We start from the raw sequence: 23,248 nt of genomic DNA on the forward strand, positions 1-23,248 counted from the left end.
AACTAAAATCTATAATATATTTCTTAAGAGGTCGTTTATCATGCAACTTATTGAACAAACTAAATTGTTATTACTTGAGTGTGATGCGTCGAAGGATCGTTTCTTTAAACAACGTGAACTTGACGCTTCTCCTCAATTTTTTGAAGAAGTAAAACCCCATGCAGATGAAATCCAACTCCTATTAAAAGATTGGAAACAAAATGCAATGGATTGGATAAAAGAAAAGAATCCAAGATATATACACAAAATGCAAATTGACAATGTAGAAGATGCAATGAATCAATTCGTAGTGCAATCCTTTTATAAGGAAACAAGTAAAAAACGTTTTCTTCAATCTGTTCAATCTGTTCATTATACATTATCTTTCTTTTTACGATATTTAATGGAGGATAGCGATTATGCTAAATAAAAAAAGAACAATTGATGAACTTTTAAAAGAATGGATGCACGATGAAGAATTAAAACAGAATATCTTGCATTGGCAAACGTTAGAAGGGCAGGAAGCGAAATTTGCACCTTTCCCTGAAAACCTTCATCCTTCTATCCAAAAAGCATTAAAAGTAAGGGGAATCTCTCAATTATATACGCACCAAAGAGAAGCCTTTGACTTTGCAACAAACAATCAATCATTTACTGCTGTTACTCCTACTGCCTCTGGAAAATCACTTTGTTACCATTTACCTGTCCTTCAAAAAATACTAGAAGATCCTTCAAGTCGTGCCATTTACTTATTTCCTACAAAAGCGTTAGCGCAGGATCAAAAAGCAGATTTGAATGATCTAATCGAGTTAATGGGAGAAGAGGTACTGAGCTATACCTATGATGGAGACACAGCACCTGGAATTAGACAAAAAATCCGAAAAGCTGGACATATTATCATGACAAATCCAGATATGTTACATTCGGGAATTTTACCGCACCATACAAAATGGGTTTCTCTTTTTGAAAATTTAAAGTATATCGTGATCGATGAATTACATACATATAAAGGGGTATTTGGTAGTCACGTTGCCCACGTAATTAGAAGATTAAAAAGAATTTGTGAATTTTATGGAAGTAACCCGATATTTATTTGCACATCTGCCACAATTAAAAATCCAAAAGAGCTGGCAGAGAGCTTAACGAATACAAAACATGAACTCATTGCGAATTCAGGTGCCCCTGTAGGGAAGAAAACTTTTTTGTTTTATAATCCTCCAATCGTTCACCCTACATTTGGTGTTCGACGAAGTAGTATACTCGAAGTTCGAGATTTAGCTACAAGACTCTATGAAGCAGGTATTCAATCTATTGTTTTTGCAAAATCTCGTGTTCGTGTGGAGATGCTTGTTACCTATTTAAAGAGTTTAACGAAAAAGAAAATCCAAGATGAGTCAATCCGCGGTTATCGAGGTGGCTATTTACCTACTGAGAGAAGGGCCATTGAGAAGGGCTTAAGAAATGGTGATATCCAAATTGTTGTTAGTACAAATGCACTAGAATTAGGTGTTGATATTGGGCAATTGCAAGCTTGTATCATGACGGGATATCCTGGTAATATAGCTAGTGCATGGCAACAAGCAGGTCGCGCGGGTAGAAGACAGGATTCCGCCTTAATTATATATGTAGCGAATTCTACCGCCCTCGATCAATATGTTGTGAATAATCCAAACTATTTACTTGGAAGTTCACCAGAAGAGGCGCTAATTAATCCTGAAAATATTTTAATATTAATGGACCATTTAAAATGTGCTGCCTTTGAGTTGCCCTTTGCTACAACAGATAGTTACGGAGAATTTGAAATACAACAATTATTAGAGTTTTTAGAAGAAGAAGGCGTAGTCATTAAAACGAGCAGTCAGTGGTATTGGATGAGTGAACGATTCCCAGCCCATGAAATAAGTCTGCGTTCAGCATCTCAAGAAAATGTAGTCATTATCGATCAGTCCATTCCTGCTGGTACAAAAGTGATCGGGGAAATGGATACGTATAGTGCAATGACTTTATTACATGAAGAAGCCATCTATTTACATCAAGGAACGCAATTTCAAGTTGAAAAATTGGATTGGGAAGAAAAGAAAGCCTATGTGAGAGAAGTAGATGTCGATTATTTCACAGATGCGAATCTAGCAGTCGAATTAAAAGTCCTAAATGAGGATAAAAGGGTAGATTACGAATCTGCTAGTGTTAGCTATGGCGATATTAGTTTACTAGCTATTCCAACGATATTTAAAAAAATACGTTTCCAAACACACGAAAATATCGGCTCTGGGAAAATCTATATTCCACCATTAGAAATGCATACGAATGCAACATGGATGTCCTTTGAACTACCCGAAAACTGGTCAGAAGAAATGTTAACCGACGCTTTAACAGGTGCTGCTTATGCAATTGGTTCATTTATCCCGCTATTTATTCAATGTGATCGCAATGATTTATCAGTCGTGCCACAAGTAAAAGCGGTTCATAATGATAAACCAACGCTTTTTATTTATGACAGTTATCCTGGTGGCATTGGTTTAAGTGAAAGAGTATATGATATTTTACAGCCAATTCTTGAACAAACGATTGAACATGTAAAACAATGCCCATGTAATTCAGGCTGCCCATCTTGTATTGGAGCACAAGACAGTTTAAACGAAAGTAAAGGTAAAGTGTTAAAAGTATTGTCAATTTTATTACGTGAAATGATGTGATTTAGAGATGTCATATGAAAATAAAATGATGCAGCTTAAACAAATGCTTGGGAAAAAACAAGAGAAAAAGGTGGAAAAGCCTTCCTTTACAAAACCTGATAAACCTTGGTATGTCGAAGAGTGGAAAAAAGAAGGGCTAGAAGTTATTGAAAATGATTTTGGGATGTTATTTAAAAGGCAAGTAGAGTATCCCCAAGATTATTTACATGGTTCATATCAATTAAAAATGTTTTTTGAAGCTATTAAGAAATGGCAAACGTCAGCGATTGAACATCCATTTTCAATTGATTATGACGAGACAGTTGTGTTTTTCGATACAGAAACAACTGGGCTAAAAGGTGTTGGAACAAATATCTTTTTATTAGGTTTTTTAGAAGTATTAGAAAATAAATTTCTTTTAACACAATATGTTTTAGCAGATCCATCCCACGAGGCTGCTTTTTTATTCGAATCCAGATTATGGCAGCGAAGTAAAACGATCGTAACATATAATGGCAAAAGTTTTGATTGGCCACAATTAGAAACAAGATGGACATTAAATCAACAAATATTGCCAAAGTTAAAAAACATGCGACAAATTGATTTATTACATAGCACAAAACGCATATGGAAAAATAATTTGGAAAGAATGAAGTTAACACAGGTAGAAGAAACAAAACTTGGATTTAAACGAAATGGAGATATCCCAGGTTTTCTTGTTCCAATTATTTATACAGATGCGGTAAAAACTGGTAATGCTAGTAGCCTTATGAAGGTGTTAACCCATAATGAATGGGATTTACTTTCACTAATTACGCTCTATATCCATTCAACAAATCTTCTACTTGAAAGTCATTCACAAGATACTGCTACTACCTACACGAATATTGGAAAGTGGTATGGAGATTTAAAGATTACTGAGCAAAGTGAAACGGTTTTACGTACTGTAACAAATACCTTTCATGAACAAGATGTAGGATTAGCGCATTTTTATTTGGCAGTACAGCAAAAAAAACGAAAAGAATATGATGAAGCAACAAAATCATTTCAAAAGGCTTTAATGACGATTGGGAATAAAGAAAAGTTAAAAGCTTTAGAGCATTTAGCTATCATTTATGAACATCAGTATAAAGATTATAGTAAGGCATTTGACTATACTTTAAAGGGAATTGAAATGATTCAGAATAATGATTCAAAAGCAAGAAAATTACTAGATTGGACAAAACGTCTAAATAGGTTGAAAAATAAAATGGAAAGGGAAATAAATAATTAATACAATTTCCCAGGAAACCGCAAATTTAGACAATTTTCAACTTGGTCAATTTACACAATTTTTAATAGTTTCTAACAATCCTTTTTATATTTGACATATGATATAATTGAAAATAAGGTACGTATTTGCATGGAAGGGCGATGTGAATGGAAATTAAATTAAGTTCTAAGATCATATTAGAAAAAGAATTTAAAAAATCGATGAAAGGTTACAATGTTGACCAAGTCGATCAATTTTTAGATCAAATTATGGAAGATTATGACGCATTCGAAAAAGTTGTGGAAGAATTGCGTGCTGAAAATAAACGTTTAAAAGAAGAACTAGAAAATACAGCAAGTCGAAGAACACAAGTCCAACAACCAGTGACGAGCAATACAAACTTTGATATTTTAAAACGCCTATCAAACCTTGAAAAAGAAGTGTTTGGTAGTAAACTTTTTGAATAAACATCGATTAGGTATTGTTTTTGTACTTAACTTTTAGTATAATAGCTTTTGTCATAGTCATTCAGGTAATCGCTGCAACTCTTTGAAGTTGTAGAGGAAAGTCCATGCTCACACGGATCTGCGATGACCGTAGTGTTCGTGCTTACTGAAAAAATAAGGTAAGGCAAGCAATTGCTTGACGGCGGAAGGATAACCTAAGTCGTAAGATATGGTTAACACTTCCTGAAAGTGCCACAGTGACGTAGCTTCAATGGAAACATTGAAGGTGGAACGAGGTAAACCCCACGAGTGAGAAACCCAAATTATGGTAGGGGCACTCTCCTGAAGGAACTGAACGGATGGAGGGACGCTAAATTTTAGCGTAGATAGATGATTACTGCCCGGTTCGTACGAGGTTGAGGCCGTTTGAGTACTCGGGAACAAAACATGGCTTACGAATCACTATGATAAAAAACATATTAACCTCATGAATAATAACTAAAAAGGACAAAAAATGTCCATTTAACAAACATACTTTTCTCCAATGCGAGATAGTATGTAATACATAAGGGCATTTTGCTCAAGATGATAGGCTCTCCATCACTTTGGAGAGCCTTTCTTTTAGCAAGAATAGGGAGAAATAATATGAGGAAAGCTTTAAGTATGTTGAAAAAACTAAGTGAAAATGGAAACTTAGTTAATTCTTATCAAGTTTTCACGAAGATTTTCGAGAATGTATATGAAGGTATTATGGTAACCGATGCAGAAAAAAATATCATCATTGTAAATCCAGCCTTTGAAATTGTAACAGGATACAAATTTAAAGAAGTTGTAGGAAAAAATCCAACACTTTTACAATCTGGAGTTCATGATCGCTCATTTTACCTGAATATGTGGAAAAGTTTAGCTGATCATGATATTTGGCAAGGTGAAATCTGGAATCGCCGAAAAACCGGTGAAATTTATCCAGAATGGTTAACAATACTTAAAATTAAAGACGAAAATGGGAATGTAACGAATTATTGTGGGATTTTCACTGATTTATCTGAACGTAAAACGGTTGAAAATGAGCTGAAAAAACGTGCATTAACTGATTCACTTACAGATGTAAATAATCGTTTCGCTTTTCTTGAAAAAATGAATACCCTCCTCTTAGAATCTTCAAACACTGTTCAACATGCTGTCTTTTTCTTAGACTTAGATCGATTTAAGCAAGTTAATGATACACTAGGTCATTCCATTGGTGACTTACTTCTCGTTGAAGTGGCAAAGCGAATTAAACGCTTATTAAAGCATAAAGATATTATCGCGAGGTACGGTGGTGACGAATTTGTTATTACTTTAACAAATATCCATCATCCTAGAGAGGCTGCCAAGTTTGCAGAGGAAGTTATCCGTGAAGTAGAACAGCCAATCATGATAAATAATCAAGAATTATTCGTTTCAACAAGTATAGGAATAAGTATTTATCCGCATGATGGTGTTACAACGGAAGAATTAGTGAATCGTGCAGATAAGGCGATGTATTTTTCAAAACAAAACGGGCGTAATCGATTTTCATTCTACTTTGAAGAATTGAATACTGATAACGAACGTTTAATTGCGCTTGATACAGAAATTCGAAAAGCGATTGAACATCGTGATTTTGAATTATATTATCAACCAAAAGTGGATAGTAAAAAGAACAAAATTATTGGGGTAGAAGCCCTTGTGCGTTGGAAAAATGAAAAATTGGGGTTTGTTTCACCGGGAGAATTTATCCCATATGCGGAAGAAACGGGTTTAATTATTCCAATTAGTGAAATCATTTTGGAAAAGGCATGTGAAGAATTAGCCGTACTTAGAATGGCTGGATATTCAAATTTAACCATTTCCATTAATATTTCCAGTATTCACTTCCAACAACAAAATTTCTTAGAATCCATTCAAAGGATTTTAGAGAAATATAATACATCTGCCCAAAATTTTGAAATCGAAGTGACAGAGCGGACTGTAATGAATAGCGAAGAAGAAACGATTCGCAAATTAGTACGTTTGAAACAACTTGGTTTTAAATTATCAATTGATGATTTTGGAACTGGTTATTCTTCCTTAAGTTACTTAGTGCGTTTCCCATTAGATTATTTAAAAATCGACCGTAGTTTTATCCATCATATAGTGACCTTAGATGATAAACAAGCGGTAGTAGACGCAATTATCCAAATGGCACATCGATTAAAAATGGAAGTTATCGCAGAGGGTGTTGAAAGTATTCAACAAATTAATATTTTGCGAGATATGGGCTGTGATTATATTCAAGGATATTTCTATAGTAAACCAATTCCTATGGATGAGTTAATTGAATTTTTACAACTCTGGGAATATGAACATCAAGGAGAAATTGAATGATGGCAAAATTTAAATTAGTAGCAACCGCTGCAATGGGACTTGAATCAATTGTAGCGCAAGAAGTACAAGATTTAGGTTATGAAACGAAAGTAGAAAATGGAAAAGTTTACTTTGAAGGCGATGAAACAGCAATTGCAAGATGTAATCTTTGGTTACGTGTTGCAGATCGCGTAAAAATCGTTGTAGGAGAATTTCCTGCTGAAACATTTGATCAATTATTTGAGAATACAAAAGCATTAAATTGGGAACAATATTTACCAGTCGATGCTAATTTTCCTGTTTCTGGTAAATCTGTAAAATCAAAGTTATTTAGTGTTCCAGACTGTCAAGCAATCGTTAAAAAAGCAATCGTTGAGAAAATGAAGCTTCATTATAAACGTCTTGGTTTCTTAGATGAATCTGGAGCAACGTATAAAATCGAAGTGTCCATTTTAAAAGATGTAGCAACATTAACTATCGATACTTCAGGTGCAGGTTTACATAAGCGTGGTTACAGGCAGAACCAGGGGGAAGCTCCTTTAAAAGAAACACTTGCAGCAGCATTAGTGAAAATTTCTAGATGGAGCCCAACACGTCCTTTTGTTGATCTGTTCTGTGGTTCAGGTACCATCCCACTAGAAGCTGCGATGATTGGACAAAACATTGCACCGGGTTACAATCGTGAATTTATTTCAGAAGAGTGGCCATGGATGAAAGCTAAAATTTGGGACGATGCTCGCAATGAAGCGGATGATCTTGCAAAATATGACCAACCACTTGAAATTATTGGTTCCGATATCGATCATCGTATGGTCCAAATTGCTCAAGAAAATGCCCTGGAAGCTGGGTTTGCAGATTTAATTACGTTTAAACAAATGCAAGCAACTGACTTTACAACGAAGTTAACTGATGGTGTAATTATTTCGAACCCACCTTATGGAGAACGTATTGGAGAAAAAGAGGAAATCGAGCAAGTGATCAAACAATTAGGGGATATTATGAAAAACTATCCTACTTGGTCGGTTTATATGCTTTCTTCGATGGAAAACTTTGAGCAGCTATATGGTAGAAAAGCTACGAAGAAACGAAAATTATTTAACGGGTTTATTCGCACAGACCTTTACCAATATTGGGGTCAAAAATCGAAACGTGACTAATAGATGTTGAATAATATATTTTAACGGAAGGAGAACGGTCTCCTTCCGTTTCAATGTCTTCTTATAAAGAGAAAAGTTAGCGTGTTGTCTAGCCAAAGTCATGAATAGAATGACTTATTGTAGGCATAGAGATAGGAGAAAAATAATGAGACAGTCTTTACCGTTTGAATTATCTAGAGATAAAAACTTTTTTGATTCATTAGGCGATTGGATGGGTGACGTCCTTTATGACGAGTTGCCCGAAAAAGGATTTGAATGTCGTGATGAACAAATTTTCATGGCATACCAGATTGAACAGGCGTTAAAAGAAAAAAATGTCCTTTTTGCTGAAGCAGGAGTAGGAACAGGAAAAACGATTGCCTATCTTTTACCTGCCATCTCGTATGCACGTTATACAGGGCGACCTGCATTAATCGCATGTGCAGATGAAACATTAATCGACCAGCTTGTAAAAGAAGGCGGCGATATTTATAAGTTAACTGAACATTTAGGTTTAACCATCGATGTTCGTCTTGCGAAATCTCGTGATCAATATTTATGTTTAAAACGTTTTGAAGAAGCTGAAAAAGTTGTAACGGACGAATGGATTGACGATATTGCCATGTCTATTCCAGATGGTGTGTATGCACAAGGTTCGATGATTTCGATAGAACCCTATGGCGCAAGAAGTGACTACTCAACGGTTAGTGATGAAGATTGGCAAAAGGTAAATTACAATGCCATTATGCAATGTTCTGTATGTGATATGCGCAATCGTTGTGGTCAAACATTACATCGTGCACACTACCGTAAATCAACAGATTTAATTATTTGCTCTCAAGACTTTTTAATGGAGCATTTAGCAACAAAAGAATCTCGTGAACGAGAAGGACAATTACCACTTTTACCAGAAGTGTCGATGATTGTACTGGATGAAGGGCATTTACTTGAATATGCAGCTCAAAAAGCAATGACTGTAAAAGTTCAGGGCCATACGATTGTGACTTTATTAGAGCGATTAATGGTGGATGGTGTAAGAGAAAAAACTCTATACACGATGGAAAAATTACAAGATGATCATGAATTATTCTTTGATCAACTTCGTGACGATGTGGTGCCATCGGAAGAAGATCGTAAAGCAATTAAAAAATCTGCTCGATTAATTGCCCTTGGGAAACAATGTATTCAAGATGTAGAACAATTGCTAGAAGAATTTGTGTTTGAATCGGAATTATATATGATTCCAGAATACGAATTAAATATGGCTGAGGAATTTTTAGAGCAATATCAAGCTGCAATGAGAATTTTTGTTGCTCAAGGTGATGCAGTCGATTGGTTAGAAGATACGGACGGGGAAGAAACATTAGTTATAATGCCACGACTCATTACGGAAGTTCTTCAAGAGAAACTGTTCTCGAAAAAAACACCAATCGTCTTTTCATCTGCAACATTATCAGTTAAAAAAGATTTTTCATATATCGCTTATAGTTTAGGCATTAAAAAGTACCAATCCTTCAGTGTACCATCTCCATTTGACTATGATGAAGTGATGAAAATCTATTTACATGAAATAGACCAAAAGGATAAAGTCGCAAAAGTTGAACAGCTTTTAAAAGACAACAAACAAACGTTAATTTTATTTAAATCAAAACAAGCGATGCTACAGTTTAAATCAAAATTATCAATGATGGCAAGACTTACTGTTGCATTTGAAGGTGATCGCGAACTTTCTGCTATCGTTCGTGATTTCCAAGAAGGCACAATTAAAACATTATGTTCTTATCATTTATGGGAAGGGTTAGACTTACCAGAAGAAGCGCTGACTCGAGTTGTTATTTATGATTTACCATTCCCGCCGAAAGATCCACTATTCGAGGCAAAAAGAGCATTTTCTGAAAATCCATTTGAAGAAGTAGAATTACCGTTCATGCAGCTACGTCTGCAACAAGGTATTGGTCGTTTAATTCGAACTTCAAATGACTTCGGAGATATCCATATTTTATTAAATGAAGAGGATCAAAAGGTGAAAAATTCATTTATTGACATTTTACCAGTAGATCCAATGTAAATATTGAGGGCTGACGTTTTAAGAGAAAAAAATCTTAAGCGTCAGCCCTTTTTTGACAAATTAATACAGATAAGTATGATAAAATGATTTGAATATTATGAATAATGAAAGGGGGTTTTCGTTTTGAACCATGTATTACTCTCAAAACTTATCCCGCCAGATCCATCTATTCATTATTTACACAGAAGTCGTTTGCTGAAAAAACTATCAAAAAGTGTCCATGTCAAATTAACCGTTGTACACAGTGGAGCAGGCTTTGGAAAAACATCAGCCCTTGCCCAATTAATGACCACTCAAAATCAGCGCTTCTCTTGGTATCAGGTAACGGAAGATGATGATGACATTTTGCCTTTTTTAAGGCATTTATTTTATAGTATTCAACGGGTGAATCCTTCCTTTGGGAAAGAAATTGAAGAATGGGATCATTTTTCTAGCTTTCCGAAAGTAGAAGATTTGAACAAACTATATCGTACCTTTATTAATGAATTTTGTAAGATAGAAGAACCTTTATTTGTGATTATTGATGATTTTCATCTAGTAAATCATGTGTTTCAAATCAATTATATTATGGATAAAATCATCGAACATTTACCACCACACATTCATTTTATCGTGGCATCGCGAATTTATCCAAATTGGAAATGCATTTTGCCATTACGAATGAATGCTAATTTAGTAGAGTGTAAAGAGGAAGACTTTGTTTTTTCGGCAGAAGAAGTGGAAATCTTATTTGAAGATTTTTTTGATCGAAAACTATCAAAAGAAGAAGTCAATAATATTCTAACTTTGACTGAGGGATGGCCGATTGTCATTTTGCTATTAGCAATGCAATCAACAGAAAGCACCCTACCCATTCAAGAGATTGCTAAGTTTTCTTTACAAGACTTCTTTTCCTACTTATCAGAAGAGGTATTTGAAAATTTAAATGATGCACAACAGGAAGCATTATTAAAATATAGTATTTTCCAAACGTTTTCCTTACAGCTCATTGAAACGTTTTACAATAAAGAAATGGCCACGCAATTAAAGGAACTTGTAAAATATCATGCATTTATACAGCCCCTAGTTGGTTTTCAGGAGTTTCGTTTTCATGCGCTTTTTAAGCAATTTCTTGAGGTGAAATTCCAGGAAAAAGATTATGAACAATGGACAGAACTACAAAAGCAGGCAACAAACTATTTTTCCCATCAAAAAGACCCTGTAAATGCGTTATATCATGCATTCAAATCTAATGATGAAGAGCTCATTGCAAATACATTAATGTCTTTTGCAACAACCTTTATCCGTGCAGGTCAGTTTGATTATTTTTTAGAAAGAGTGAAGGAACTAGGGGAAGATACGAGAAAGCATTTTTATCCGTTATATTTTTTCGAAGGCGAGTGCCAGCGATATCGGGCGCAATATGAAAAAGCAAAAAAAGCCTATGAAAAATGTATGAAATTTGCAACTGAGCAACAAGATCGTTTTTATATTTTAAAGGCAAATGCTGGAATTGCCCATATTTATTTAGATACGATTCAGCCTGCTTTTGCACAAAAATATTTAATGAATGCATTGCATCTTGTTGACACGGTAGAAATGGATACGGAAGAACTTCACTTATTGCAACGTCAATATGCTGAAAACCTAGTGAATTTAGGTAGAGCTGGGGAAGCGGAAGAATGGGTTCTTTCAAAAGGACTTCCTGAACAAGTGTTAGCCCAAGGAAATTTAGACGTTCGAATTTTGCTAAGGCAAGGTAAACTGGCTCAAGCAAGGAAACTCATTCAACAAAGGGAAAATGAACATAATTATTCATTAGATGCCCATCGTGAATCCGATGTGTTACATGCTTTAATCCTATCTTTACTAGGAGAAAATGAAGAGGCATTACGCTGTTCCATAAATACAATTCATAATAGTTTGCAAGATTATTCCCAGTTTTCATTGGCGGTAGCCTATTTACGAAAAGGACATGCAACTTGGGTATTAAATCCCTTGCTTTTAGAAGAAGCTGAAACTTGTTATTTAAAAGCAATTGAAATAATGGACGAGATTCATGTTTCAAGGGCAAAAGCAGAATCTTATTTAGGTTTAGCGATCGTAAAGATAAAACAAGGTGTTCTTCATGAGGCATTATCTTTTGTAAAAATAGGTTTGTATGAAACAGAAAAAGCGCAGGATCAATGGGTAACCGCACTATTACTTACAGCTTCTACGATTATTCATTTAGAGAATAATAATTTAGGAGAAGCGAAGAAATGCGCGGAGAAGGCAAAAAAATTATTTGAGATAAGTCCTGATTATTACGGGATGATGGTGACTAATTTTTGGCTTTCCTACATTGCTTATAAAAATGGTGATACTCAAGAATTTATGCAATGCTTCGAATCATTTGCTTCGTTATGTAGTGAACATAATTTTTACTTCTTTTTAAATAAACGAACTTTATTCGGTCCAGAACGATTCTTAAGTTTTTGGGAGACGGTGAGTTATGCTTTACAAACGAAGCCGAATGACCAAAACATTCAACAAATTGCACAATTTCTCCAATTACATCCAGATAGTTTAATTCCAAAGCATACTTTTGCCTTGCGTGTTTTGGGACCATTTACAATGAAGCGAGATGGATTGGAAATAGTAGATAAAGAGTGGAAACGGGAAAAAGCGAAGGAATTGTTCTTATATTTATATTTTCATCGAAATCGCTTTGTGGCAAAGGAAGAGATAATGCATACGTTATGGCCAAATAGTGATGAACAATCCATGAACCGCGATTTTAAAGTGGCCTACAATGCTTGTTTAAAAGTGCTACAGCCAGATCGTTTAGCTCGTGATGATAGTCCATATATTTTAAGAAAGCAATCAATGTATAAATTACATCCTGTTATAGCATTTTCCTCGGATATGGAATTTTTCGAGAAGTTTGCGAAGTTAGGATTAAATGAAAAAAACACGCATTTTGCATTGGAGTTACTCTTAAAGGCATACAGCATGTACAAAGGACCAGTATTAGAAGATTTATCGTCTTTCCAATGGGTAGAAGGGAAAAGAGCTGAATTTCATAAACTTGTTATTTTGGTAAATGAAAAGATTGCTCAAATTTATGCGGAGCTAGAAGATTATCAATCGACAATAGAATGGGCAGAGAAACTACTTCAACTTGATAGCACGTGGGAAGAGGGCTATCGATTGCTTATGTTAGCCTACTACCATCAAAATAACCGTCCTCAAGCAGTTCGATGGTATGAGAAATGTGTGGAAGTGTTGGAGGAAGAATTAAACATCGAGCCAATGGAAACGACAATCCAAGTGTACGAAATGATTTCACGCTAATGCAGACAGAATCTATGAGGGTTCTGTTTGCGTTGGTGTTTTTTTCTTGTTACAGTTCGCTTCTTGAGATTTATTCTAATAGAAATTCAAATGAGAGTCGTTTGTAGTGAGAGGACTAAGCACACAAGCCGCAGAGCCAACTAGTAGTTGTCTCTACGCCTTGTCTTAGGGGCCAACACGATGTTGGTCATGGTGACAATGCCACACGATGTGGCGTTTTTGTCACCTGCTTGTTGCAATGTCCTCTCACATCTAGGTACGCCTTCTAATAAATTCTCGATATATTGCGCGGCTTACAGTGGTAGGCCGCGTATCCTCAATGTAGGTATTCTACTGAAATAGTTGAAAAAGAAGGAACTTAGATTGGTGACATCAAGTTGGTTTATTTTTCTCAAATAATACTGCAAGTTCTATCGAAGCCGAGAATCTTTAAGAGCAGCGTTTTTTCTACATCATAACTTGCATAATACACGATATTAATTTTTTCACTTCCACAATAACTAATTCATTTCTTTTCAATTCATCAATTAGGATGCTTTTCGTGAACAGATGCTTAGCTTTTTCTAATATAAATGCTATGAAAAGCAGCATACGATTGAAATGCAGTAATATCAATGGTTTAGAGCATTTTTAGAAAAATACATAATTAAAGCAATTTAAAATGATGAATTACGATACAATAAAAAATAGCAAAATAATGATTAGTTATTAATGTTAATGCAGTGTTATTTTTCATAAATTCGTTGTAGCTTAATTAGTAATATAAGTAATATTCTGGTATATTCATTTATATCAAAATAAGGAGTAGTATATTTATGAGCTACAAAAATTTATTTGATGAAAATAAGCAACGACAAGCAATGGAAAAGATCTTGGGTAATACGGTTTTAGATTCATTGAAACAACAACAGCAGTTAATGGAGAAGGTATTGGGCAATCCTGTATATAAAGAACAACAGCAGTTAATGGAGAAGGTATTGGGCAATCCTGTATATAAAGAACAACAGCAGTTAATGGAGAAAGTATTGGGCAGCCCTATATATAAAGAACAACAGCAGTTAATGGAGAAGGTATTGGGCAGTCCTGTATATAAAGAACAACAGAAGTTAATGGAGAAGGTATTGGGAAGTTCTGTATATAAAGAACAACAGCAGTTAATGGAGAAGGTATTGGGCAGTTCTGTATATAAAGAACAACAGAAGTTAAAGGAAATGATTTTAGGCAGTTCTGTATATAAAGAACAACAGAAGTTAAAGGAAATGATTTTGGGAAGTTCTGTATATAAACAGCAACAGCAGTTAAATGAAAAATATAGTAGAAATTCAGTTTTAGATAAATTAAAACAGCAACAACAAGCAATGGAAAAGGTTTTGGGAAGTTCTGTATATAAACAGCTACAAGAGTTAATGGAAAAGGTTAGTGTTGGTAAATTCCAATTCGGTGAAAGTCTAGTAGTTGTCGATACAACATTTTCGACTATTTACAATGAAATTGAAGATAATCAAAATACTGATGAATCAACAGATGAAGTTGTATCGTGGCTTTCAAATTATATTACAATTTGGAAACAATTGGTTGATAAGTTGCAATTGGGATATAATGTACTTGATACAAAAATTGTTAATAATATTTTGTTTCAAGTATTATCGGTCGTAAGTTCCATTATAACTATAGTATTGTGTTTTAGTGATGATACCCCTGAAATTCATATTCATAATGAATATGAAGAAATTGAAGTAAAAACAGAATCTTCAGATAATAAAACTGATATTTACATTGAACATAAAAAAAGCCCAAAAGATGATGTTGATTATAAAGATGATTGGTATTCAGGAGGAGAAAGAACATAGTTTAATATATTAATAAGTTTACGATTCAATTCTGTTAAAATTGAGTCGTTTTTTTATATTTAAAAGACAAGGTGTAGGTTCTTGATGATGAATATGAAAATTGTGATGAATTTAAGAAGTTAATTTGGTGAATATAATATGCGTGATACTCAATTCATGCGGGTAGTAAATTTGGATAAGTTGGTTATAAAAAGGGTTACTCTAAAGGTGCTTCTGTAGTTAATGCTCTTTCTTCTGTATATTTGCATAATACAAATAAGCGGATTATAAAAAACTAATTTTTGAGTCTATGAAAATAGCAAGTAATAGTATGAACTTTGTTTTAACCCATTTTTTGTTGACGTGACAGAAGCAATCTTGCAATTAGAAAGCGCGGCCTACTACTGTAAGCCGCGTAACAAATTAGAAGTTTTAGAAAGTGGAACAATTGTGAGAGGACCTTAACACAAGCACAAAGACAAGCTGTAGAGACAACAACAAGTTGGCTCTGCGGCTTGTGTGCTGAGTCCTCTCACATAACAACACTCAATTTTGAATCTTTATTAGATCGAACTGCTTTTATAAATATAAACCAAATTTTTTTTGCACCTGTTGCTACGCTTTCGGCGCAGAAAAAATCGATATCCTATCCGGGGTTTTTTGCACCTGCCGCTTCGCTTTCGGTGCAGCAAAAAAGAAGCTGTCTCTATACAGCTTCTTTTTTGTGTAACCAATTTGTAACTCCTATTTAGTATCTTATATTCAAAGCAATGTAAGCGCTTTATAAAAGGATAGGGGGTAATCGGATGAAGAAGTTTTGGTCATTATTTTTCATCATGGGATTAGTCGTACTGATGTTGGTAGCTTGTAGTAGTGATGAACAATCGGCAACGAAGGACTCGGATGAAACGGTTACAACAGGGGGAGAGGCAGAGGGGACTGAAGCCACAACAGAGGGCGGCACAATCAAAGTCGGTGTTTTAGCCTCATTAACAGGCGCACTTGAATCTTATGGAAAACAAACGCAAAAGGGATTTGAACTTGGTTTAGAATATGCAACGGATGGCACGATGGAAGTCGCAGGTAAGAAAATCGAAGTCATTTGGGAAGATACTGAAACAAAACCGGAAGTAGCGGTTCAGAAAGCTACAAAACTATTAGAAGATGATGGTGTTGACTTCTTAGTTGGTTCTTCCAGCTCAGGCGATACATTAGCTGTACTACCACTTGCGGAAGAATACGAAAAAATTATGATCGTTGAACCAGCAGTAGCGGACAGTATTACAGGTTCCGAATTTAATCCATACATTTTCCGTACAGCACGTAACTCTTCACAAGATGCGTATGCAGCAGCTGCAGCCATTGCTGGCGATGGTGTGAAAATTGCAACCTTTGCACCGGACTACTCATTTGGTTGGGATGGTGTTGCGGCATTTAAAACAGCTGCAGAAAAATTAGGAGCTGAAATTGTCGTGGAGGAATATGCAGATCCAGCAGCAACGGATTTCACATCAAACTTACAAAAAATTATTGAAGCAAAACCTGATTATTTATTTGTTGTTTGGGCAGGGGCAAACTCGCCTTGGAATCAAATTGCGGACATGAAGCTACAAGAAAACGGTATCAAAATTTCTACTGGTGCACCAGACATTGTCGCGTTACAAATGATGGGTCCTCTAGTGGGAATGGAAGGGTTCTCGGTTTACTATCACACACTACCACAAAATCCAGTAAATGATTGGTTAGTAGAAGAACATAAAAAACGTCATAACGGTGAAGTACCTGACCTGTTCACACCAGGTGGTTTCTCAGCAGCTATTGCCATTGTGGAAGCTTTAGAAAAATCTGGTGGGGATGCGGATGGCAATACACTAATTCCGTTAATGGAAGGGATGTCCTTTGAAACGCCAAAAGGAACAATGACTTTCCGTAAAGAAGATCACCAAGCATTACAAACAATGTATTCAATTCGTTTAGAAAAAGTAGATGGTGTGGATTATCCAGTACCTGTGTTAATTCGTGAATTATCACCGGAAGAAACAGAGCCACCAATCTTAAATTAATCAAATAGAGAACAGATCATTCATTTGATCTGTTTCTCTTAAAATCTTTTCAATTTAGAAGATTTTAAGAGGGACAGATTTGAAGGGGGAGGAGTAACACATGGAACCAATTATTCGAACTGAAAACTTATCCATTCAATTTGGTGGTCATAAAGCAGTTGATAAAGTGAACTTTGAAATGCCTGAAAAACACTTTAAATCCATCATTGGGCCAAATGGTGCGGGGAAAACGACTTTTTTCAATTTAATAAGCGGTGAACTGAAACCAACTGAAGGGGATGTGTTTTTTAAAGGGCAATCCATTGCAAAATTATCTTCCATTGAACGGACGCGAATCGGATTGGGACGTTCCTTTCAAATTACAAATGTTTTTCCGAACTTAACGGTTTTAGAAAATGTTCGCCTTGCTGTTCAATCAAAAGAAAAGGTTCGATTCCACTTCTTAAAACATTATTTACATTATAAAAAGATTACAGAAAAAGCTGTGGAACTGTTAGATCAAGTATTGTTATCGAATAAAATCCATGCCATTGCAAGTCAATTGTCCCATGGAGAAAAACGAAAATTGGAAATTGCCATGCTACTCGCCCTTGATACAGAAGTATTATTACTTGATGAGCCTACAGCTGGAATGTCCTTAGAAGAAGTACCTGCAATTTTAGAAGTGATTAAATCCATTAAAGAACAAGGGAATAAAACCATTCTACTAATCGAACACAAGATGGATATGATTTTAGATTTATCCGATTCTATCATGGTGCTTTTTAATGGCAAGCTCCTTGCTGATGGGACGCCAACTGAAATTATGAATAATACAACCGTTCAAAATGCATATTTAGGGGGACTTTACGATGGAGAACTTGTTGAAACTTCATAATATCCATACTCATATAGGTCAATATCACATTTTACAAGGGATTGACTTTGAAGCGAAGGAAGGGGAAGTCTCTGTTTTACTTGGTCGAAACGGTGCGGGGAAAACGACTACTTTAAAAACAATTATGGGGTTAACCCCTGCATCCAGTGGTGCGGTTCATTATTTAAATCAAGATATTACTAAAAAACCAACCTATGATATAGCCAATTTAGGGATTGGATATGTCCCTGAAAATCAAGGAATCTTTGGCCAATTAACGGTAGAGGAAAATTTAAAAGTAGCGATTAGAAAAGAAACGCCTGAAATAATGGAAAAGCAAGAATATGTGTTAAATCTTTTCCCTGACTTGAAAAAGTTTTGGAAAAAAGCAGGGGGAAATTTATCGGGTGGGCAAAAACAAATGCTTGCGATGGCGAGGGCATTTGTAAATGATAGCAAATTGCTGTTAATCGATGAGCCTTCAAAAGGATTAGCGCCGATCGTGATAGAAAAGGTTATGGAAGCGATTGTGGAGATGAAAAAACAAACAACCATTGTCCTTGTCGAACAAAACTTCTTAATGGCAAGCAATATTGGCGACATATACACTCTCATTGATGATGGCAGAACGGTTCGGAGTGGGGAAATGAGTGAGTTAATTCAAAACGATGAACTAAAACAAAAATATTTAGGTATCGGCTAGGGGGAAATGGGATGGATTTATTAATTAGTCTCGTTATAAATGGCCTAGCAACTGGAATGTTAATTTTCCTTCTTGCTGCCGGTTTAACATTAATATTTGGTTTGATGGATGTGTTGAATTTCGCACATGGTGGTCTCTTCGTTTGGGGAGCTTATACAGGTGTAGTTACCTATGCCTATACAGAAAGTTTTCTCATTGGTATTGTAGTTTCCATTCTTACCGGAATCATTTTAGGGTTCATTATGGAAAAATTAATTATTACACCGGTATATGGCAATCACGTTCAACAAATTTTAATTACCCTCGGATTTATGCTAGTCCTACAAGAGATGATTAAAGTAGCATTTGGACCGAATGCCATTCCTGTGACTGTGCCAAGTTATTTAGCAGGCAGTTGGGAAATCGGTGAAGTCATTGTCATTAAGTACCGAGTATTTATCATTGTCGTTGGTTTTATTATTTTTGGTATCTTCCATTATATTTTAACTCGTACGAAAATCGGGCTTATCGTACGTGCAGGAGTAATTAATAAAGAAATGGTTCAAGCATTGGGCATTAATATTAAACGAGTATTTTTATTTGTTTTCATGACGGGTGCCTCCCTTGCTGCATTAGGTGGAATGTTGATGGCTCCATATTCAGGTTCGATTTATGCAGAGATGGGGATGGAATTTGCCATTTTAGGATTTATCGTTGTGGTTATCGGTGGAATGGGAAGTTTTTCAGGATCGTTGCTTGCTGCCATTTTAGTAGGGTTAGCAGGTAGTTTCATGGCTTACTATGTTCCATATTTATCCTTAGCAGTAAACATGATTCTTATGGCTATTGTACTCATCTTCCGTCCACAAGGTCTATTTTCAATGATTAGGAGGGAAAGTACATGAATCAACCGGCATTATTATCGAAGCAAAATATCATTTTTGCCATACTTCTAGTTGTTTTAGTGGCTTTCCCTTTTGTTGCAGATTCTAGAACGTTAACGATTTTATTAACGCAAATCTTTATTTTTGGCATATTGGCGATGAGCTATGACATTTTACTAGGTTACACAGGAATTGTTTCCTTTGGCCATGCTATGTTCTTTGGAATCGGTGCCTATTCAACAGCGATCATGTTAAAGGAAATTCAGCCAACGATTCCTGTATTTATCGGCTCCATTGTCGTTGGAATGGTTTTAGCAGGGATTCTAAGTTTCTTTGTTGGATTGTTAACTTTACGATTAAAAAGCCATTTCTTTGCAATGTTAACACTAGCAATCTCTGGGCTACTACTAGTGGTTGCAGAAAAATGGCGTAGTGTAACGAAAGGAAATGACGGGTTTACTTTTAGAGCACCAGATGTGTTTAAAGATCGTATCGTCTTTTATTTTTGTGTTCTTGCTTGTCTTGTAATTGTTTTTCTCATACTGCGAAGATTTGTGAATTCACCATTAGGGCGTGTACTCATTGCCATTCGGGAAAACGAACAACGTACAAGATCACTTGGTTTTAAAACATTACACTACAAAGTGATTTCTTCAATTGTGGCTGGTGTGATTGCTAGTTTAGCAGGGTCACTTTATGCGATTTCATTACGCTTTGTCAATACGAGTATGATGACGATGGATATTACCCTTGATGCATTACTGATGACCATCATCGGAGGAGTTGGCACATTAGTTGGTCCATTAGTCGGTTCTGTTGTTATTGAATTTGCACAACATTACTTGTCCGGATTAGCAAGGGATTATCCAATTTTTGAACGATGGATTATTTTCTTTGGAATCATCTACATTTTGGCGGTTGTGTTCTTCCCAAAAGGTATTGTAGGTTCCATCCTAACAAAAATTTCAAAATGGAAGCAGCGTGATCAAGTCCCTTTACCTGAATCGAAGGAGCGATCGAAATGAACGTAGGAATTATCGGATTAGGAGTTTATTTACCAGACAAACGCATGACTAGTGAAGAAATTGCTCGACTTGCCAATATCCCAGTTCATATCGTCCAAACAAAGATGGGTATTGAAGAAAAAACGATTGCAGGTGAAGACGATCATACTGTGCAAATGGCCATATGTGCTGCAAAAGAGGCGATTCAAAACGCCAATATTAATCCAAAAGCAATCGATGTGGTTATTTATTTTGGAGAGGAGCATAAAGAATATCCGCTTTGGACTGCAGGAATCAAAATCCAAGAAGAAATCGGGGCTACGAATGCTTGGGCTTTTGATACCCAGTTGCGATGCGGAACTGCAATACTAGCGATAAAATTAGCGAAAAGTTTAATGGCTTCAGATGAAGATATAAACACGGTCCTTCTCGCAGGGGGCTATCGTAATCACGATTTAATCGATTTTAACAACCCAAGAACGCGATTTATGTTTAATTTAGGTGCTGGTGGAGGCGCACTTATTTTGCAAAAAGGGGCAATGGAGAATATTGTGTATGAATCGGATTTAATTACAGATGGCTCTTTTTCAGAAGATGTGTTGATTCCAGTTGGAGGGACAAAACAGCCTTTAACACCACTTTTACTTGAACAAGGATTATATCGTTTTGACGTAACCGACCCAGAAGGCATGAAAACAAGGCTTGAACAGAGATCCCTAGATAATTTTATTAAAGTTATTCGAAATTCTTTAATGAAAAGCGGCTTTAAAGAGGAAGACTTATCCTATTTAGCCATGCTTCATATGAAAAAATCTGCCCATGATTATGTGTTAAAAGTATTCGATTTAAAAGAAGAAAACTCAATTTATTTATCGAAGTACGGCCATATTGGTCAAATTGATCAGTTACTATCTCTAAAACTAGCATTAGATGAGGGCAAAATTAAAGAAGGAGATATCGTAACATTAGTTAGTGCAGGAATTGGGTATGCATGGGGTGCAACAACTATCCAATGGGGGAAACGAAAGGAGACAGAGGCATGGGTGAATTAAAATATGTTGAATTACCAAATGGTGAAACTCTTTCTTACCGTGAGCGAATCGGGGGAGAAGAACTTTGTATTTTTGTTCATGGTAATATGACTTCTTCAAAACATTGGGATGTATTAATAGAAAATTTCGATCCTCGCTATACGATTATTGCTCCAGATTTGCGCGGCTTTGGAGCGTCTACTTATAAAAATAGAATTACCCATATGCGGGATTTTAGTGATGACTTAAAAAGTTTCGTGGATTCATTAGGATTAAAAGACTTTAGTTTACTAGGTTGGTCCACTGGTGGAGCAGTAGCGATGCAGTTTTGTGCTGACTACCCAGGACTATGCAATAAATTAATGCTACTTGCATCCGCATCTACACGGGGGTATCCATTTTATCAAACAAATGAAGACGGCACTCAAAGTACAATTCGACTAAAGACAATTGCTGAAATCGAAAACGACATTGGCAAAACAATTCCAATGCAAGGTTTATACGATACAAAAAATCGAGATGGCTTAAAGGCAGTTTGGAACGCTGTCATCTATACTCATAACCAACCAGATGAACAAAAATATGAAGAGTATGTTGATGATATGCTGACGCAACGAAATTTAGCGGATGTGTACCATGTCTTAAATACCTTCAACATTAGTCATCACGACAATGAAGCAGCAAAAGGTACTGGTGAAATTGATAAAATTCTAATTCCAGTACTTATTCTCTATGGCGAAAGAGATTATGTTGTGCCAGGTAATATGACAGAGGAATTAATTGAAGATTTCGGTGAGAAGGCGAAAGTTGTAAAGCTAGTAAACTGTGGCCATTCTCCATTATTAGACGATTTAGACCAGCTGAAAAATGCGATTGAACAATTTTTGAAAGATTGAGGTGGGCATTTTGCGATTAAAAGATAAAGTAGCAATTATTACAGGTGGAGCAAATGGAATCGGTAAAGCTGCAGCAGAAGTGTTTCTAAATGAAGGGACAAAAGTAGTGATTGCTGATTATGATGCAGAAAGTGGCAAACAAGTAGAATCCCAATTTCTTGAACAGGGGTTTGATGTGACATTTCTTCAAGTGAATGTGGCGGACCTAGCAAGTGTTAAAACGATGGTTCAACAAGTACTATCAAAATATTCAAAGATTGATATTTTAATCAATAACGCAGGAATTACGCGAGATGCTATGCTCGTGAAAATGACAGAAGAAGATTTTAATCGAGTGTTAGATGTCAATTTAAAAGGGGTATTCAACTGTACCCAAGCAGTTGTGCCTTATATGATTGAAAAAGGTTATGGCAAGATAATCAATACATCCTCAGTTAGTGGGGTCTATGGCAATGTTGGTCAAACGAACTATGCGGCGACAAAAGCGGCGGTTGTAGGGATGACAAAAACTTGGGCAAAGGAATTTGGTAGAAAAGGCATTAATGTCAATGCTGTTGCACCAGGCTTTACGAGGACAAATATGGTTGAAAAGATGCCAGAAAAAGTCTTGAATCATATGGAATCCATTGTTTCATTACAACGTTTAGGAGAACCCAAGGATATTGCCAATGCCTATTTATTTTTAGCATCGGACGAATCAAGTTATATTACAGGTCATGTATTACATGTTGATGGCGGAATAATGATGTGATGATAGGAGGGTGT

General features: G+C 35.7%; 17 protein-coding genes and 1 other RNA gene. All 18 read left to right on the top strand.

Going from position 1 to position 23,248, the window contains the following annotated elements; genetic code table 11:
- The first annotated feature begins 40 nt into the window (after positions 1–40).
- Positions 41–409, top strand: coding sequence for a YppE family protein (locus NKR20_RS06190; protein WP_253424501.1), 369 nt, complete (start codon positions 41–43; stop codon positions 407–409).
- Positions 399–2,675, top strand: a complete 2,277-nt coding sequence (locus NKR20_RS06195) for a DEAD/DEAH box helicase (RefSeq protein WP_253424504.1) — start codon at positions 399–401, stop codon at positions 2,673–2,675. The genes NKR20_RS06190 and NKR20_RS06195 overlap by 11 nt, the downstream gene beginning before the upstream one ends.
- A 7-nt stretch (positions 2,676–2,682) precedes the next feature.
- Positions 2,683–3,927, top strand: coding sequence for a ribonuclease H-like domain-containing protein (locus NKR20_RS06200; RefSeq protein WP_253424507.1), 1,245 nt, complete (start codon positions 2,683–2,685; stop codon positions 3,925–3,927).
- Between the two features lie 146 nt (positions 3,928–4,073).
- Positions 4,074–4,373 carry a cell division regulator GpsB gene (gene gpsB / locus NKR20_RS06205; protein ID WP_121214548.1) on the top strand — a complete coding sequence of 100 codons (300 nt, stop codon included), beginning with the start codon at positions 4,074–4,076 and terminating at the stop codon, positions 4,371–4,373.
- A 57-nt stretch (positions 4,374–4,430) separates the two neighbouring features.
- Positions 4,431–4,811: RNase P RNA component class B (gene rnpB, locus NKR20_RS06210), an RNA gene on the top strand.
- Positions 4,812–5,015: 204 nt separating this feature from the next.
- Positions 5,016–6,740 carry a putative bifunctional diguanylate cyclase/phosphodiesterase gene (locus tag NKR20_RS06215; protein ID WP_419095296.1) on the top strand — a complete coding sequence of 575 codons (1,725 nt, stop codon included), beginning with the start codon at positions 5,016–5,018 and terminating at the stop codon, positions 6,738–6,740.
- Positions 6,740–7,876: a THUMP domain-containing class I SAM-dependent RNA methyltransferase gene (locus NKR20_RS06220; protein ID WP_253424513.1), complete on the top strand. Its 1,137-nt coding sequence runs from the start codon at positions 6,740–6,742 to the stop codon at positions 7,874–7,876. Before NKR20_RS06215 ends, NKR20_RS06220 begins: the two co-directional genes overlap by 1 nt.
- 145 nt (positions 7,877–8,021) lie before the next feature.
- Positions 8,022–9,923 carry an ATP-dependent DNA helicase gene (locus NKR20_RS06225; protein ID WP_253424515.1) on the top strand — a complete coding sequence of 634 codons (1,902 nt, stop codon included), beginning with the start codon at positions 8,022–8,024 and terminating at the stop codon, positions 9,921–9,923.
- 123 nt (positions 9,924–10,046) lie between these two features.
- On the top strand, positions 10,047–13,238 hold the full coding sequence (locus NKR20_RS06230) for an AfsR/SARP family transcriptional regulator (protein WP_253424518.1): 3,192 nt from the start codon (positions 10,047–10,049) through the stop codon (positions 13,236–13,238).
- Positions 13,239–14,053: 815 nt separating this feature from the next.
- Complete coding sequence (locus NKR20_RS06235) at positions 14,054–15,088, top strand: hypothetical protein (RefSeq protein ID WP_253424521.1); 1,035 nt, start codon at positions 14,054–14,056, stop codon at positions 15,086–15,088.
- Positions 15,089–15,873: 785 nt separating this feature from the next.
- Positions 15,874–17,130: a substrate-binding domain-containing protein gene (locus NKR20_RS06240; protein WP_121214544.1), complete on the top strand. Its 1,257-nt coding sequence runs from the start codon at positions 15,874–15,876 to the stop codon at positions 17,128–17,130.
- A 100-nt stretch (positions 17,131–17,230) separates the two neighbouring features.
- The gene (locus tag NKR20_RS06245) at positions 17,231–18,007 is read left to right on the top strand and encodes an ABC transporter ATP-binding protein (protein WP_121214543.1); all 777 of its coding nucleotides are present in this window, start codon (positions 17,231–17,233) and stop codon (positions 18,005–18,007) included.
- Entirely contained in the window at positions 17,982–18,689 is a 708-nt protein-coding gene (locus tag NKR20_RS06250) for an ABC transporter ATP-binding protein (RefSeq protein WP_253424524.1), read from the top strand. Before NKR20_RS06245 ends, NKR20_RS06250 begins: the two co-directional genes overlap by 26 nt.
- 11 nt (positions 18,690–18,700) lie before the next feature.
- Positions 18,701–19,573, top strand: a complete 873-nt coding sequence (locus tag NKR20_RS06255; RefSeq protein ID WP_121214541.1) for a branched-chain amino acid ABC transporter permease — start codon at positions 18,701–18,703, stop codon at positions 19,571–19,573.
- Entirely contained in the window at positions 19,570–20,577 is a 1,008-nt protein-coding gene (locus NKR20_RS06260; RefSeq protein ID WP_121214540.1) for a branched-chain amino acid ABC transporter permease, read from the top strand. Before NKR20_RS06255 ends, NKR20_RS06260 begins: the two co-directional genes overlap by 4 nt.
- A complete protein-coding gene (locus tag NKR20_RS06265) occupies positions 20,574–21,608 on the top strand; it encodes a 3-oxoacyl-ACP synthase (RefSeq protein WP_253424526.1) in 1,035 nt (344 codons plus the stop codon). The genes NKR20_RS06260 and NKR20_RS06265 overlap by 4 nt, the downstream gene beginning before the upstream one ends.
- Complete coding sequence (gene phaZ, locus NKR20_RS06270; RefSeq protein WP_121214538.1) at positions 21,596–22,483, top strand: intracellular short-chain-length polyhydroxyalkanoate depolymerase; 888 nt, start codon at positions 21,596–21,598, stop codon at positions 22,481–22,483. Before NKR20_RS06265 ends, phaZ begins: the two co-directional genes overlap by 13 nt.
- 10 nt (positions 22,484–22,493) lie before the next feature.
- Entirely contained in the window at positions 22,494–23,234 is a 741-nt protein-coding gene (gene fabG / locus NKR20_RS06275) for a 3-oxoacyl-ACP reductase FabG (RefSeq protein WP_121214537.1), read from the top strand.
- Positions 23,235–23,248: the final 14 nt, after the last annotated feature.

The sequence above is a fragment of the Ureibacillus endophyticus genome, from assembly GCF_024159215.1.
In the GTDB taxonomy this organism is placed as follows: Bacteria; Bacillota; Bacilli; order Bacillales_A; family Planococcaceae; genus Ureibacillus; species Ureibacillus endophyticus.